Below are 14,326 nucleotides of genomic sequence, written 5' to 3'. Positions count from 1 at the left end.
CCGGCTTCGATCGGAGCGGCCGTTGCGGGCATGAGCCCAGGCGACGGCCGCGTCGGTCAGTTTTTTAGGCGGGCTTTCCCGGTGTCGATCGCCTCGTTGTAGGCGTGGACGATCGCTTCGCGGATGTGTGCGCGCTTGAGGGCCTGGAGGAAAATCTGCTCGGTGAAGACAACCGGCTTCTTGCCTTCGTCGACCACCTGGCGCCAGTTGCGGACGATGCGCAGGAAATAGTGCCGGTCCAGCTCGTCGAGCTTCTGCTGGGTCTGGGCGAGCCCGTTTTCACTGGTGTCAGCGCTCGCCGCTTCCAGAACGGCGGCGCGCGCCTCACGCTGCGCTTTCACCGCGTCATCGTCGAGGATCTCGAACTCGACCTCGAACTCCTGCGCGACGAACTTGCCGGGGCGCTCCGGGTCGGGCTCATAGACCTTCACCGGCCACCAGGTCGTCAGCGTTTCAACCAGTACGAACATTCTTTTTCCTCGCTTCAAAGGCACTTCAAACGGTCGCGGTGCGCCCGCTGCCGGTCACTTGACGGTGATGGTGAATTCGCCCGTTCCGGGGTTGGTCAGCATCAGCGGCAGGGTGTTGTTGATGATTTTTTGGGTCTCGCCGTAGGAGACGCGCCCGATCTGTACCGCTTCCGCGTCGAACTGGACGATGTTGCCGGGTTGGGTGCCATGCGCACCGGCAAGCGTGCCGAGGGTGCCGAGTTCGGCAATCTCGTACCAATTCTTCGTTGCCAGCGTGACCGCCTCCATGACGGCGCTGCCGGTTATCTGGCGGTCGACCTGTTGGATGCTCTCATGGCCGATGAGGAAACGCGGCTCGACTTGGTTGCCGAGGTCGATGTTCAAACCCTCGCATGCGCCCGCAAGGCCGTGGAGCGCAAACGTCGTGTTGGCCTTGTTGACCGGTACCGGCCGCTTGAAGCCAGTAAGGGTGAGCGGCGTCGGCAACGGGGTGTCGGTGATCGTGCCGAGTAGGCCGGTCATCGTGAAGACAAAGCGCGGGATCCGTAGCGGGGTCAGCTGGAAGGTAAAGGTGCCGCGCGCGCCAAGGAGGACGTGACGCACCTTGTCGGCGTTGAAATGGATCGACGCGCTTTCATGCAGCGAGGAGACCGGCGTGTACTGGACGTCAACGCCAGCATCGACCACCTCGGCCATGCCGCACGCGCGAAGCAGCGGACCATAGGCTGGCGCCGTTCCGGCCGTGCCGGAGCCGGCAATCTCGACCTCACCAGAAAGCGTGGCATAGCTGCCAGTCAGAATGACGCCCTGGTGGCCCATCCCGGGCAGAACCAGATCGCGGTTTTCTTCCTGGCCGACTGAGGGGTTGAAGACGACGTTGGTCATCTGCATGGCGTTGAGGGCGCCGGTGGGCGCGGCATCGTCGCCATAGACGGTTTCGGTTTTCGCGGTGATCGCGCGATTGCGGAAGAAACGCGGCATGGTCAGGCCTCCTTGTTGCCGGGATTGCCTTTGCCGGCACCCTTCGCGGCGCTCGGGTCGGCTTCAGCGGCCGGTGGCGTTTTGACCAGGGCGTCTTTCTCCTCCGGCCACTTGGTCTGCTCGACGCGGTCGAGCTTGCCGTTCTTCTTGATGTACGATCCGCCTTCGCTGATCATCTTCAGGTCTCCAGGTAGCGGCTGGTCTGCCACGTCTGCACATAGGCCGTGACGCCATTGCCAAGGGGTGCGGCCTGCGCCGCGACGAGTTCGCAAGGTTCGGCTTCCGGAACGAATGACCAGCCGGCGAGCGCCTGTTCGATTTCGGCCTTGACCGTGTCGAAGATCGCCACCTTCGCGCCGCCCTGGGCGTCGTCGTGGCGGCGAATGATGAAGGCGACGAGGAACTGGACGGCGATGATCTGCCGAAATGCGCCGGACATCTGCTCATTCGGCTCGGCCTGCTCGCGGTACGGCAGCACGAACGCCGTCGCCGACCTCGGCGCTGTGCCCTTCGACAAGGCGTCGATATCCTCGGCGGGAAGCACCGCGACCAGCGTTGGAGCGCCAGCCTTCAGGCGGTCGATGATCGCCTGGATCAAAGCCACTCCTCCAGATTTTCGCGGGTGAACACTGGATCGGGGCCGACGACATGAACGTTGCCGGTGTCGCCCGAAGCTGGCGGCTGCTCGCCCTCGCCAACCGGCAGGTCGATCAGGCCGCGCGCCATGTCCTTCAGCGCCTGTTCGGCGGCCTTCCAATCACGAACCACATAGTCGGGCGGAGCGTGGCGGTGCAGGTAGTAGCGCGCGATCGCCACGCACCAGGTGCGCACCAGGTCGGGCACCGCTGCGAGCGGGAGCTGGTAGCGGGTCTTGAGGTAACCGTTGGCGACGTTGTCAGCATGGCCAAGCGCCGCCTCGACGACGTCAGGATCGGGCGTGCCATCATTGTCACGGTCGGCTACCTGGAGGATTTCATCCTCGCCGGCACGCTCGATCAAGTCGGTGAGGCTGGCGTACCGCATGGACTTACTCCCCGTCGACGTCAGGCAGCTTGACGCGTACGGGCTTGAAGATCGCCCGGTTCGCGGCCATGAAACCCTGCTCGATGCCGGTGCGGCCGATCGCCAGCCAGCGCTTGTCGACGGATGGGTCTTCGGCAAGGGCGTCGAAGAACCGCAGCACGCGTTCCTCAAAGTCCTTGTTGATGTTGACGAGCTGGATGTTGGAGGCGCTCTGCGTGCGATAGCCGTTCACCGGCAGCGGGGTGAATGCCTCATCATTCATGGCCAAGCTCCCAACGCGCGACGAGGTTCTTGGCCCACAGCGGGCCGTGCTCCTTTTCCGTCAGGTAAAGGTCGCCGCCCTGGCGAACGCGCACATTGTTCAGCCGAACAGGGCCGAAGGCGACGAAGTGCCGCCGCTCGGTCGGCGCGGGCAGGCCAAGCACCTGATTGATGAGCGCGTTGGCCTGGGCCTTTGAAAGCGCGCCGTCGTCGCCGGCCGCCGCGCCGGTGACGACGGGCGCATCGCCCTGGGAGGCAACTTCAATTGTGTCCCCGGAAGCCGATGCTTCCACTTCCGGGTTCATGCTGGGACTTGACCGGGTTGCCGCCTCGGCCGCGATGGCCTCGGTCGGGGCGTCGCCCAACGGTTTCACCGGCTCGGCCGAAGCCTCGCCAGCAGCATCGCCGCTTTCGCTCGCGGTGGTATTGGTCCCCTCCGGCCCGTTCGTACCGGAGGGGTCGGATGCGTCCGTGATGACGGACACGGGCGCATCGTCCTGCGGCTTCCCGCCCGTTTCCGGAGCTGCCGCGCTGGAATTCTTGGTCTGCTTTGCCATGGGACCTTCCTTTCGGATCTTGCGAAGGAGGCCGGCCATCGGCTCCCTTCGGAAAATCCGCCCGGCTAAAGTTGCCGGGTCGGACTTCATGTCTCAGCGCCGCTCAGGTGCGGGCGCTGGAGAGGCTGAGACCGTGGGTCTCGTAGCTTTCGCGGTAGACGGGCTTCAGGATCGAAATCACCAGGAAGGCGACCAGCTGGGCCGGCAGGCGAAACAGATAGGCGGCGATGGCCGGGGCATCGCGGATGAAGGACATCACCGGCTCGACAATGAGCGGCGCGACCAGGGCGAGGCAGTAGCCGATGCAGTTGGCGAGGCGGTGGTAGACGTAGAAGAAGCAGTCGTAGACACGCATTTCAGGTCCCTTCGGTTGCTGGGAAAACCCACCCGGCGAACCGGGTGGATGGCGGAGAGACGAAGCCGCCTAGGCGACGACGTCTTCGAAGAGGTAGCCAAGCTCGGCTGCGGAAATGACTTCCTTGACGCTCTCGCCGGAACGGACACGGTCGGAGCCACGAAGGCCGACCTTCGGTTCCGGGATAGAGCCGGAAACGCGGGTGCCGAACTGTGCCGTCCAGCCGAAGGTGGGCGTGGCGGAAATGCTGTCGGCGAGCGGTGCCTTGACGTGCAGCAGGGCCTTGTCACCCCAGGCACGCTGGCGCTGGACAGCCTGACCCGGCTTGGCGATGTTCACCCAGCCTTCGCCGACATAGATGTCTTCCAGTTCCAGGAGGTCGGCCACGGCGCGCTTGTTGGCGTAGCCGTCGCCCGCACCGGAGGGCGTGAGTGCGCGCAGGACGCTGGCATTGGTGCGCAGTGCCAACCAGGAGGCCGCACCCAGCGTCATGTGGCGGGGCCGCATGATCATGCTGTCTGCCGCCTCGGCGATTGCGACGATTGGCTTGCTGTCGGCGTGGGACCACTGAGAGGTGCCCGCGAGCGTCTCCTTGTTGTCGGCGCCATACGTGCCCGACGCGAACACCTTGTTGGCAACGCGGACTTCGCGGTCCAACAGGACAAGGTCGATCAGCTTTTGCGCCGCGAAGGCGCGCGGATCGTAGCCGGCCGGCGCGTTCCGGCTGTCAGCGACGGGCACGACATCGTCGAGACCATAGTCATCCGTCCGGTCCTGCACCTCGGTCGCGTTGAACTCGACCGTGTTCGGCTCGGACTTGCGGCCGACCTTCGTGTCATGAACCGTGATGAACTGACCGAAGTCGAAGCGCCACCACTTGAACTCCTCACGCGGAAGCAGCGGATTGAGGCGCGGCAGCACCTGGTCGGCAATCAAGGTGGCGTTGGAATAGGCCGCGACGATACCGACAAGCACCGGATCGACGGGAAAGGGCTGACCTGACATTGAGGGCTCCTGAAAGGGGTTTTGAAGGCCGGCTTATGCCGCGCCCTGGATGTGGCCGCGCTGGACGAAGACGCGGACGAAATCGCCGGCCGCAGCCGCCGTCTCCGTAAACCCGCCCAGGACGTTGTTGACGCCGGCAGCGGGCGCCGCCGCGACGGCAGCGCCGGCAGCGCCGGCCGTGAAGCTCGCGCCGGCACCGATGTTGCCGCCAGCCACCACTTCGGCCGGGCCGAGCTGGATGACGTCGATCCGGCCACCATCGGTCGCGCCGGACGGGAAGTCGGTCACGCCTGCGATCAGATCGGTGGCAGCGGTCGCGAGGGCGACGACGCCGTCCGTGGCGGTGAACTTGACGAGGCGGCGGTGCCCGATGGCACCCGACGCGATGAAGGTCTTGGTATGCGGGTTCATGGGGGCTCCTTAGCCGTTGGCCTTCAGGCGCATGGCGGCAACGGCGGGCGAGATCGTCTCGCCCTTATCGGCCGCCTTGCGGATTTCGGTTTCGATCGCGGTCTGGACGTGCTTCGCGTCGGAGAAATCCGGACCATCGCCGGTCGCCACTTCGCCGGTCGCGACCGGAACCGGAAGCTTGCCGAGGAGGTCGCGCAGAGCGGCGCGTGGCGTCGTCTTCACCTCCTGGTCGCCTTCGGAGAAGGTCAGCTCGGCCGCGTCGTCGAGTTCGGAGAAGAGCGCGGTGGCGCTCGCCTGCAGACCGACCGGAAGACGGCCCTGCGTCACGATCTCGGCGACAAAGGCGGCATCGGCCTCGGCCCTGGTCTTTCTCGCGGTTTCGGCGAAGGTCGTTTCGTCGGCCTTCACCTTCGTTTCGCGTGCGACGATCTCGGCTTCGCGGGCGTCAAGCTCCGCCTGCCGCTGTTCGGCGGTCTTCATGGTTTCGGTTTCCTTGGCTGTTTCGGAGAAGTTGACGCGGTCGGAAGCGCGCGCCTCGGCGCGGGTGTCCGCGACGTGCTGCGAAATCTGGCTGATCTCGTATTCCGGTATGATCTCGTCGGCCGCTTCCAGGCCATCCTTGGCGATGAAGTACTCACGGACCCTGCGGAAGATGCGCACGGCGCCGTCCAGCGCCCAGGCATAGTTCCAGATATCCGGGCCGGAAAACTCGATCGTGTCGTCTTCGGCGTCGGAAAACTCGACGGCCTTCAGGCCCTTCACGGCCGGAGGCTCGGCGCCGAGGAAACCGACATGGCGAAGATGATACTGGCCGGGCGTCGGGTTGCCGGGCTGGTCGGGACGATATAGCGCCACGCTGCGGGTCTTGAAGGAGCCGGCGCGGACCATCTCGGAGAATTCGTCGTTGACTTCGCCAGGGACCGCAACGAGGCGGTCGCCTTTCACTTCAAGGCTTTTCACCCAGCCGAAGGCCGGCGCGTTCGTCTTCGGATGGCCGACGACGATCGGGGCCTCGTAGTTGGCCGGATCATAGCTGGAGGCAATGGCCGCGAGGTCGCTTTCGCTGAACGAGAGCGCTGCACCCTTGCTGGTGGTGTGGTTGCCGGAGCGGAAGATTTCGAACGGTTTCATGCTCCGGACCATGCCGGAGCGCAAAGGGGCAAAACAGCCACAAGGGTTTGTGGTCAATGCCGATCGAGGATGGAGTGTCTATCGCGGGGGAGGTCTGCGCGCTGGCTCCAAAATTGAAGCCGGTTTAAAGCCCGTGGGCGCGTTTCGTGGCCTGGAGGCTATCATCGACGCACCGAAGCCGCCAGAGGCGCTTGTGGGCCTTTTCTAGTCGGAAGCGGTTTTCATCGTAACGGCCATCTCCAGATGATCCTCTATAATCGCCTTAACCTCCTGGATGCTGGTTTCGTTCCAGCCGACGAACTGCCGCCTGGGAATGGTCACGGATTTCACCTTGAACGTTTGGCCGCCCATGGAGAAGATGAGCGCCGCCGCATTCTTCGGCACGATCTTGCCGCCCTGATTGTGGATCCGCGCATGGATGGCGCCGGAGCCGATATCGACGCTATCGGCGCCGAGCTGGTAGACGATCGACGACAGATCGCGCGTGGTGCCGCGCAGAATGCCGGGTCCCTTCTTCGTCTTGGCGTATAGCTCATTGAGCGTCTTCCAGGCCTTGCCCTCGGGATCAGTCTGGCTGATGAACCGCGCCCGCGTCACCTTGGCCTCGTATTCGCCGATGTTCTTCAGGGCAGGCTCGATGTTACCGGTCGCGGCATAGAGCCGGCTCAGAGCGTCATTCGCGTCCTGGTCGTCGAGCGTGATGGCGGTTCCGGTCATTCTTGTATCCCAACGGTCTCCGGGTTATCATGCGGGCGCTAAGTGCGGTGTGCGGGCCGGTCCCGATCCTTAAGCTGCACAGCAGAGCGGCCCAGACCGGACGGGCCGCTCTTCTCATTCCTCTTCCTGTCTCCGATATAGCATCGCGCCCGTGCGGAATTTCCTGACGTAGCGGTCGGCAGACTGGAAACCGGTAATGGCGATCCAGCCCTTCGAAGTCCATTCAAAGCGCACGAACAACGCCTTCTTGTCGGGCAGCACGAAACGGCGGATGTAGGACCGCTTCAGGACGATGCCCGAGGTGACAGCCGCCCAGTCCACCCAGATTTCGTCCGGATCGCGGATTGTGGCGGCAAGCAACGGCATGTAGGGGCCGCGCTCATATTTGTTGCTCTTCGAGCCTGTGACATTGCCGGCATCGTCGCGCGTCTCAAACATCGCCTTCGACATCGAGACGATGCCGCCCGAGCGGTCGCGGAAATAACCATAGCCCTTTTCGCGAAACCCGAACTCGTCCAGGAAGCGCCCGACATAGTCATCATCGGTCAGTCCTTCCGGCGCCAGCATCTCCTCAGACACCACGGTCGGCGACGGCAGCGCCGGCAGGTCTTCTGCCGGCCGGCGCTCGGGATCGAAGGCCGGCAGCGGCTTCCGCAGCTCCTGCGGCACGATGCCGTGAAGCCATTCCTCGCCGACATTGTAGGCCCAGCCGCGATCGATGCCGGGATAGCGGGTTTCAGGCTGGCCCGTCCTCGGGTCCGTCGCCTGATACGGCTGAAGGTCAGGTGTCGGGTCCGGGCCGGTCTTGCCGAGCGCACGCAGCTCGCGTTCCGACAGTGCCTCGACGTCGCAGAAGCAGCCCCAGCCGTTCGGCGGATAGATCACCCGCCAGATGGGATTGGTGGTTTCCCAGACCTGCATGTTGAACGACAGGTGCAGCTTGCGCGGATGCTGCGAGCCCGAATGGATGTATTGCAGATACGGCCGGTACCGCAGGATGTCGGGATCGGTGAGTTGCGACCAGCGGCCGGCCATGTAGTTGGTGCGCATGTTCGTGTTGTAGATGATCTGGGCGCGCCAGGCGCGGCGTTCCTCCTCGGTCTTGCCATGCGAGAAATACTGCCAGCCGGTGCGCTCGACGATCGCGTCAAAATCCTTCTGGAATTCGTTGAAGCCGGTTCCGTCGCGCCGGGCCTTCTCGATCGCCGCCCGGAAGTCGGCAAGCATGTCGTCGCGCACGACGCCGGCAACCGCGAAGCCGCGCACATGGCCGGCGTGCTGGAGGTCATCCCAGCGCTTTGTCGGCAGGTTGACCTTGCCGGCGAGAAAGTCGATCGCCTCCTGGAAGGGAATGCCGTCAGCCATGATCGCTATCGACGCCTTCCAGCGCCGCCAGCAGCGAGCCCTGGCCGATCAGCGTGGCGAGATCCTCGACGCCGACCGACGAGGAAAGCATGCCGAGCCGGCGGATAAGATCGTCATAGTCGCGCGCTTCCTGAAACTCGGCCCGGATCTGATCCACCATGCGGTCGATGATCGGCTGACCGAGCGCGTCGAGCTGGCCGGACAATTCCTTAACAACGCGTTCGCCGTTGCGCACCGGCGCCGGCTCGGCGAATTCAAGGCCGGCCGGCAATGCGCCTGGCTGTCCTTCCTGCTTGGCCTCGGGTTTGACCTCGGCCTTCTCCACCCACTCGCCGCCATAGGTTTCGTTGATGTAGTCGACGGATGAAGGCTTGTAGCCCATGGCGGCAATCTTGCTGTCGCGCTCTACCTTGTCGTTGAGGTCTTCTGCCTCGCTGAAATCCCGATAGACCTCGGGGATGCCGGCGCCGGGATGGTTCAGCTCGACAATCCACCGGACGAGCGTGTTCTTGAGCGTTGCGCAGACGAGGTCGGACGCCGCCTTGGCGATGGCGATGCGAACCTCGTTGTGGATCTCGCCAAGGGACCGGGCGCCGCGCTGGCCGCTGTTCGTGGTCAACGTCTCGCCGAGCACGGCTTCGCTCATCAGCTCGTCGAGGTATCGGGCGAGCTTCTCAATGAAGTCACCGCCGCCGCCGTTCTTGCTCTCCAGAAGCTCGAAGGTGACGGTATCGGGTGCGGCCACGCCGGTGTCGTTGGCCATCTGCCGGAGCACGCTGACAAGCTTGGCCTCCTTCTCCTTGTCGAAGTCTCCCGGATATTTGGCAACGGTGGTCGGCGAGGCATGCTTCTCGGTGGCGCGTAGCCAGTTGGCGAGCACCTGGCGCTTAAACCAGGCGGGCCAGAACAGGACGGAACCGAGGCCGACGCCATAGGGATCGTCGTCGTCATCGTCGATCGAGTGCCGGTGCACGATGAACTTGCGATCCGGGACCGGCTCGCCGTCCATGGTGTTGTTGCGCGTGAGGACGCGCAGCGATCCGTCCAGGGCAAAGCGGAACCGTCGCTGCTTCTTCACCTTCACCTGGGACGCCTGCCAGCCGAGCGACGTCGAGGACCAGAGGATCTCGGCGACCGAAAAGCCCTTCAACACTGCCCCGAGCAGCCCTCGCGTCAGCTTGTCGAAGTCGATCGCCTTCAGCTGGCGCTCGACATCCTCGGCCGCGCGTTTGTCGATGCGCCGATCGGACGCCGGAAGGACCTTCCATTCCCGCGAAATGACTTCCAGCTTCAGCTTTTGGAGGATCGCGAAGGCGTGGGGATCGCGGCGGATCTCGTCATAGACTTTCAGGCCGGCAACGCCGCCACGGCTCGCCAACACCTCGTCGGTCGGCGACATGACGCCGGTATACTGCGGGACGTAGGGATCGGAGGCGACGGACGCGACTTCGATGGTGCTAGGGTTCGCCATGTCACATCCTCATGAAGTCGGAGAGGTCGGCCCGGCCGTCGATCGTGCCAAAGCCGCCCTGGAATTGTTCGTTGACCGTCGAGCTGGGCCGATCGTTGCCGGTGGTGCCGCCGCCGATCTCGCCGCCCGTCTGTTCGCTGGCGTAGATGACCAGGGCGCCGGTGACGGCCGCTTCGCCGTGCCGCTCGAAACCGTCGGTGCCCATGGCGCGGGCGTCGTCCGGGATCTTGGCCACGCCACGCGTCATTTTCAGCAGGCGATAGTCGACCAGGACGTTGTCGTGTTTCGCAAGCTCGATGCCGCCGTCCTCGAATGCCGCCTTCAGCTTCGGCATGTTGAGGATGTACCAGGACTGCGAGAGCTTGATCTCCGACACATAGTTCGGCCCCCACTCCTGGCGCGCGGCTTCGGCATGGGACGCGCCGTTGCCGGTGGCGTCGAACGCGGCATGAAAGAACCGCGGAAGATGCTTGCGAAGCCAGAAGATCAATTGCTTCTGGCTCTCGAATGGCATGTTGCGCAGGTCGAGCATGAAGGGCGTCGACAGGGTCAGGTTCGGCCGCACCTGGAACGGATGGATGAAGGAGCTGTCGCCGCTGCGGCCGAAGTCCTGACCGAAGCCCGAGCGTAAGGCCGGATCCATCGTCTTGATGAGCGGCAGGAGCTTCTCGTTGCAGAAGTCGGCGATTTCCCCCTTGCGCAGCGGCGCGTCCCAATCGACGAAACCTTCCGGCGCCACCCACGGGATGAGCGGGATATGTTCGTGCATGCGCGAGACGATCAGCGCGCGCGAGAGGTAGGTGCCCGACGACGAGGACGGGATGCAGAACAGCTCCTCGTCGGCGCCGGACCCATAGAACTTGATGATCGACGCGCGCCACTTGGCTTCCGCCTCGGGCGACCATTGCTGGCCGGTGACAAGGCAGATGCGCTCATAGAGCCCGTCCTGAAGCGCCTCGTCGAAGTCGATGTGCAGATGCTTGTAATCCTGCTTGCCGGCAAGGATGTCCTGCACCTGTTCATTGAAGTGGTTTTCGAAGCCGTCATGCGTCGAGCAGACGATGACCTGGCCGCCCCACATGAGGAAGGCGAGCGCCGCCTTCAAAAGCTCTTCAAGGCTATCGACGAACGCGGCCTCGTCGATCATGACGACGCCCTGCTTGCCGCGCAGGGTGCGCGGCGCGGAGGAAAGCCCGACAATCTCGAAGCCGGAGGCGAACTTGATGCGGAACGCCTGGATGGAGCGCTCGCCGTTCTTGTCGCTGTCGTCCCAGACGAACTCGTCGACAAAGCCGGCCGCCGATGCGAAGTGCCGCGCCCACATGGCGCAGGCGTCGATGAATTCGCGGGTCATCTCCTGGGAATAGGAGATGTACATGAAGTCCATGCCGCCCGCTTCTCTGGAGCGCGCAGCGCGCAGCACGGCATAGGCCGCGCACGCCCAGGTCAGGCCAATACGACGCGACTTCTCGACGAACAGCACCGGGCAGTCGGCAACGCTCTCAAGAAGCGCGACGGTGCGCTGCTGGTAGCCGAGCAGCGCCTTGCGCCGCTCGATGCGGTCGAGCACGGCGTCTGTCGATAGACGCCGTGCCTCGGCCCACTGCTCCTGGCTGATAGGGCCGCTCAATTGGAAACCCCGAGGATCTTATCGAGGATCTCGTTGGCAGCGGCTCCCGACAGGCCCTTGGCCTTGGCGACGGTCTGCACGGCCTCCTTCGTCTTCGCCGCCAGCTCCGCCTCGATCTTCTGCCGGTGCGTCGAGGACGTGGCCTGCGCCATCGCGATCATGCGCATGGTGCTGGCCAGTTCAAAGAGGTGCTTAGGTCCAAGCTTGCCCTTGTGGGCGCGAAGGGTCGCCATGACAGCGGCCTTGATCGCCTCGCCGACGAACTTGGTGATATCGTCGCCGTCGTTGTGGTCGAGGCCCGCGAGCACGGCCGTCGCCATCTCGCGCGCTTCGTTCATCTCGCGCGTCGTCGCGTCAAGGTCGATGGAATACCGGTTGAAGGATGAGAAGGAAGGAATGCGAATATCAAGCTCGCCTCGGCTTTCGCGCTGGCGCTCTTCAAGCTTGATGACGAACTCCTTGTAGATGTCCGTCTGAGGACGGTTTGCCGCCTGAAGCTCGCCGGCCGCCCATATGACGATATCGCTGCATTCCTTCGGAAGCAGCTGGATGGAGTTCAGCCGGCCACGCCCGCGCGCCATGTCAGACGCCCGCCTTGGAGACGGAAGGGCGTTTGATGCCCTCAATAAATTCCTGCCGGCGCAGGTGCTTCCAGCCGGCTGGAGTCAGGCTGGCGATCTTGACCGTCCCGGCTTCCAGGATGGTGATGGCGCCCATCTTCGCCATGTAGTCGAGCTGCTGGTGGATCCACGGGCGCTCTTCATAAATGGCGAACTTGAAGAGAGCGGGTTCCATCATGCTCGACGACAGGCTTTCGTTCGCCTGGATGGAAAGCTCCTTCAAGATGATGAGGCGGGCTTCCTCCCGCTGCATGTTCGCGTAGTCGATGCCGAGTGTCATGCTACCTTCCTAGCCTGGTCAACAAGCACATCCTGGAGACGCTCGCCGATCGCCTGGATGGGTTTCAAGCGCTCGTCCATGGCTTCGAACCGGCCGGCGAGCGTTGCATCCTGCGCGTCGAGACGCCCCATGATCTGCGCCATGGTGATTTCGATGCGGTGGGTGGTGTCCCTGTCGGGGAGATGCTTCAGGTCACTTTCGAGCGTCTGGATGCGGCGGTCGTGCTCGACGAGTTTCGTTTCCAGCTTGGTGACGCGCTCCTCCAGCTTCTTTTCGCCGGACGAGAGGATAGACTTGATCTGCGTTCCGAGCGCGATGACGGACAGAACGAAGGCGACGATCGGCGCGGCGGTGGCGAGATCAAAGGTCATTCAACGGCTCCTGGCGTTGCGCCGCGTGCGCGGTTTTTCACCCCGTCGATCACGACCTGTGTCATGGCGCCATCGCCGATCGGCAGACGCGGTTTCGGCAACACGGCGATGTGCGGTGCAAGCAACTCGGCGATACGGGACGGGTCGCCCGCCCGGAACTTGGCCAGTGCATCGGGGACGGATGCCTGCACATAGGCGATCGCCTCCTCGATCGAAGCATTCGGCTTCAGCATCAGCCGCGCACCGTTCTGAAGCGCGGATTGCAGGGCAAGCATGTGCTTCTGCTCGATCTGGATGCCGGTCCATCGATAGATGAGGCCGACCAGGACGGCGACCAGCAGGGGCGTGAGGGCATCGACAAGAGCAGGAAGAACCTGCGCGATAAGCTGAGACCACATGGCCGGGCTCCTAGTTTTCAGTTTCGGGGAGATAGGCCGACAGGGCGGCAAAGGTCTTTGGACCGGCGATGCCATCAACGCGGAGCCCGCGCGAGCGCTGGAAGAGCTTGACGGCGCCCTCCGTGCCGCCTGCGAAATCGCCGTCGATGGACAGCATGTAGAAGCCGGTCGCCGTGAGGGCGATCTGAAGACGGTCCACCCACTCGCCCTGCGATCCGCGCCGAAGCGTCGGGTACTCGTCATCGACCGGGACATCGAGGGCGGCCAGCGGCATGATGATGCCCTTGGCTTTCGACAGGTAGCGCGACCGATCGTCGAGCCCGTTGCGCCCGCCGTTGATCACCTTCGTCACGGCGACCAGGTTGTCATTGTCGGCGAGCTTGTTGATGTTGCGCGTCGTCCAGTAGAACGCCGCCGCCCAGCCCGCCCAGGGCCACTGCGCAACCAGCTCGGGCCGGCGCTCAAAATCCGGGCAGTCCGGCTGGATCGAACGCATCCAGGCGGTGAACTGGCGATAGTTGCTCCGGCCGGTGAGCTGGATCGGGCCGCGCCCCTTGAACCGCTTGCCGTCGCCGGCCTCGGTATTGCCGAGATCGGCACGCCCCTCATAGGCCGCGCCCGACGCATATTCCTCGCTGGTCGAGAAACCGTCGCTCTCATGTGCCGTTTGGGCGAGAAAATGCGAGATCCGCAGCGGCGTGGTAACGTCGATGTAGCGCAGCATCTTGGGAAGCATCGCCCCAAAACCGGCGATGACGACTGCCTGCGAGGCTGCTTTCTTGCCGGAGACCTTGGGTGCGAGAGATTGAAGAACGGATGCGTCGATGCGCGATGCGAGCGTGGCCATGCATATCCCCGGATGAAAAAATGGCCGCAATCACTTGCGGCTTGCCTGGGGACATTGCTGGCTCGCGGCTGGTCAAAACAGCCACAAGGGTTTGTGGTCACTAAAGGGAGAGCTTGAGCTGCCGGTCTTCGGCATCATTGAGCCATTTGCGGACGGTGACGTCGGTGACATGCAGACGACGCGCAATGGCATTGATCGACCAATTGTTAGCGCGAAGATACGCCGCGATAAAGGGCTTTCCTAATGGAACGCGCAGGCCACCGGTCCCGATGCGCTTTGCGAGCGCCGCTGCCTTCTCGGCTCCGACCAGTTCGACGACAGGGGACCGGTCCTGCGGGCGCTCGGAAAGGTAGACGTACCCGCCGCCAAACTGGAGGAGGAAGTCGATGCCGCCCTCGACGCCCAGGACGGTCATGTAAGGTTCGATATGTGC

21 protein-coding genes are annotated in these 14,326 nt (G+C 63.9%); all 21 read right to left on the bottom strand.

Features of this window, described 5'->3' with window-relative positions; all coding sequences use genetic code 11:
* Positions 1-56 precede the first annotated feature (56 nt).
* Positions 57-470 (bottom strand): hypothetical protein, encoded by a 414-nt coding sequence (locus ACOZKU_RS12335; RefSeq protein ID WP_421579129.1) that lies wholly within the window; start codon positions 468-470, stop codon positions 57-59.
* A gap of 54 nt (positions 471-524) precedes the next feature.
* Positions 525-1,451 (bottom strand): phage tail tube protein, encoded by a 927-nt coding sequence (locus ACOZKU_RS12330; protein ID WP_421579128.1) that lies wholly within the window; start codon positions 1,449-1,451, stop codon positions 525-527.
* A 2-nt stretch (positions 1,452-1,453) separates the two neighbouring features.
* The gene (locus ACOZKU_RS12325) at positions 1,454-1,627 is read right to left on the bottom strand and encodes a hypothetical protein (RefSeq protein WP_421579127.1); all 174 of its coding nucleotides are present in this window, start codon (positions 1,625-1,627) and stop codon (positions 1,454-1,456) included.
* A gap of 2 nt (positions 1,628-1,629) precedes the next feature.
* The gene (locus ACOZKU_RS12320) at positions 1,630-2,049 is read right to left on the bottom strand and encodes a phage tail terminator protein (protein ID WP_421579126.1); all 420 of its coding nucleotides are present in this window, start codon (positions 2,047-2,049) and stop codon (positions 1,630-1,632) included.
* Positions 2,046-2,474, bottom strand: a complete 429-nt coding sequence (locus ACOZKU_RS12315) for a gp436 family protein (protein WP_421579125.1) — start codon at positions 2,472-2,474, stop codon at positions 2,046-2,048. The genes ACOZKU_RS12320 and ACOZKU_RS12315 overlap by 4 nt, the downstream gene beginning before the upstream one ends.
* 4 nt (positions 2,475-2,478) lie before the next feature.
* Positions 2,479-2,736, bottom strand: a complete 258-nt coding sequence (locus ACOZKU_RS12310) for a DUF7681 family protein (protein WP_421579124.1) — start codon at positions 2,734-2,736, stop codon at positions 2,479-2,481.
* Positions 2,729-3,382, bottom strand: coding sequence for a hypothetical protein (locus tag ACOZKU_RS12305; protein WP_421579123.1), 654 nt, complete (start codon positions 3,380-3,382; stop codon positions 2,729-2,731). Before ACOZKU_RS12305 ends, ACOZKU_RS12310 begins: the two co-directional genes overlap by 8 nt.
* A 13-nt stretch (positions 3,383-3,395) precedes the next feature.
* Positions 3,396-3,647 carry a hypothetical protein gene (locus ACOZKU_RS12300; protein ID WP_421579122.1) on the bottom strand — a complete coding sequence of 84 codons (252 nt, stop codon included), beginning with the start codon at positions 3,645-3,647 and terminating at the stop codon, positions 3,396-3,398.
* A gap of 69 nt (positions 3,648-3,716) precedes the next feature.
* Positions 3,717-4,652, bottom strand: a complete 936-nt coding sequence (locus ACOZKU_RS12295) for a capsid protein (RefSeq protein WP_421579120.1) — start codon at positions 4,650-4,652, stop codon at positions 3,717-3,719.
* Between the two features lie 33 nt (positions 4,653-4,685).
* Complete coding sequence (locus ACOZKU_RS12290; RefSeq protein ID WP_421579118.1) at positions 4,686-5,063, bottom strand: hypothetical protein; 378 nt, start codon at positions 5,061-5,063, stop codon at positions 4,686-4,688.
* A 9-nt stretch (positions 5,064-5,072) separates the two neighbouring features.
* Positions 5,073-6,194 carry a peptidase gene (locus tag ACOZKU_RS12285; RefSeq protein ID WP_421579117.1) on the bottom strand — a complete coding sequence of 374 codons (1,122 nt, stop codon included), beginning with the start codon at positions 6,192-6,194 and terminating at the stop codon, positions 5,073-5,075.
* 204 nt (positions 6,195-6,398) lie between these two features.
* Positions 6,399-6,911: a phage virion morphogenesis protein gene (locus ACOZKU_RS12280; protein ID WP_421579115.1), complete on the bottom strand. Its 513-nt coding sequence runs from the start codon at positions 6,909-6,911 to the stop codon at positions 6,399-6,401.
* A gap of 114 nt (positions 6,912-7,025) precedes the next feature.
* On the bottom strand, positions 7,026-8,276 hold the full coding sequence (locus ACOZKU_RS12275; RefSeq protein WP_421579114.1) for a PBECR2 nuclease fold domain-containing protein: 1,251 nt from the start codon (positions 8,274-8,276) through the stop codon (positions 7,026-7,028).
* Positions 8,269-9,747 (bottom strand): DUF935 domain-containing protein, encoded by a 1,479-nt coding sequence (locus tag ACOZKU_RS12270; protein ID WP_421579113.1) that lies wholly within the window; start codon positions 9,745-9,747, stop codon positions 8,269-8,271. Before ACOZKU_RS12270 ends, ACOZKU_RS12275 begins: the two co-directional genes overlap by 8 nt.
* Position 9,748: 1 nt before the next feature.
* Positions 9,749-11,377, bottom strand: coding sequence for a hypothetical protein (locus tag ACOZKU_RS12265; RefSeq protein ID WP_421579111.1), 1,629 nt, complete (start codon positions 11,375-11,377; stop codon positions 9,749-9,751).
* Entirely contained in the window at positions 11,374-11,958 is a 585-nt protein-coding gene (locus ACOZKU_RS12260) for a phage protein Gp27 family protein (protein WP_421579110.1), read from the bottom strand. Before ACOZKU_RS12260 ends, ACOZKU_RS12265 begins: the two co-directional genes overlap by 4 nt.
* A gap of 1 nt (position 11,959) precedes the next feature.
* Positions 11,960-12,277 carry a hypothetical protein gene (locus ACOZKU_RS12255; RefSeq protein WP_421579109.1) on the bottom strand — a complete coding sequence of 106 codons (318 nt, stop codon included), beginning with the start codon at positions 12,275-12,277 and terminating at the stop codon, positions 11,960-11,962.
* Positions 12,274-12,648 carry a DUF2730 family protein gene (locus ACOZKU_RS12250; protein ID WP_421579108.1) on the bottom strand — a complete coding sequence of 125 codons (375 nt, stop codon included), beginning with the start codon at positions 12,646-12,648 and terminating at the stop codon, positions 12,274-12,276. The genes ACOZKU_RS12255 and ACOZKU_RS12250 overlap by 4 nt, the downstream gene beginning before the upstream one ends.
* Positions 12,645-13,046 (bottom strand): hypothetical protein, encoded by a 402-nt coding sequence (locus tag ACOZKU_RS12245; protein ID WP_421579107.1) that lies wholly within the window; start codon positions 13,044-13,046, stop codon positions 12,645-12,647. The genes ACOZKU_RS12250 and ACOZKU_RS12245 overlap by 4 nt, the downstream gene beginning before the upstream one ends.
* A gap of 10 nt (positions 13,047-13,056) precedes the next feature.
* On the bottom strand, positions 13,057-13,893 hold the full coding sequence (locus ACOZKU_RS12240; RefSeq protein ID WP_421579106.1) for a peptidoglycan-binding protein: 837 nt from the start codon (positions 13,891-13,893) through the stop codon (positions 13,057-13,059).
* A 100-nt stretch (positions 13,894-13,993) separates the two neighbouring features.
* Positions 13,994-14,308: a hypothetical protein gene (locus tag ACOZKU_RS12235; RefSeq protein WP_421579104.1), complete on the bottom strand. Its 315-nt coding sequence runs from the start codon at positions 14,306-14,308 to the stop codon at positions 13,994-13,996.
* Between the last annotated feature and the right edge of the window lie 18 nt (positions 14,309-14,326).

Origin of the sequence: Shinella sp. M31 (assembly GCF_049199205.1) — a bacterium.
Lineage (GTDB): Bacteria > Pseudomonadota > Alphaproteobacteria > Rhizobiales > Rhizobiaceae > Shinella.
This window is presented reverse-complemented; position numbering and strand designations above follow the sequence as displayed.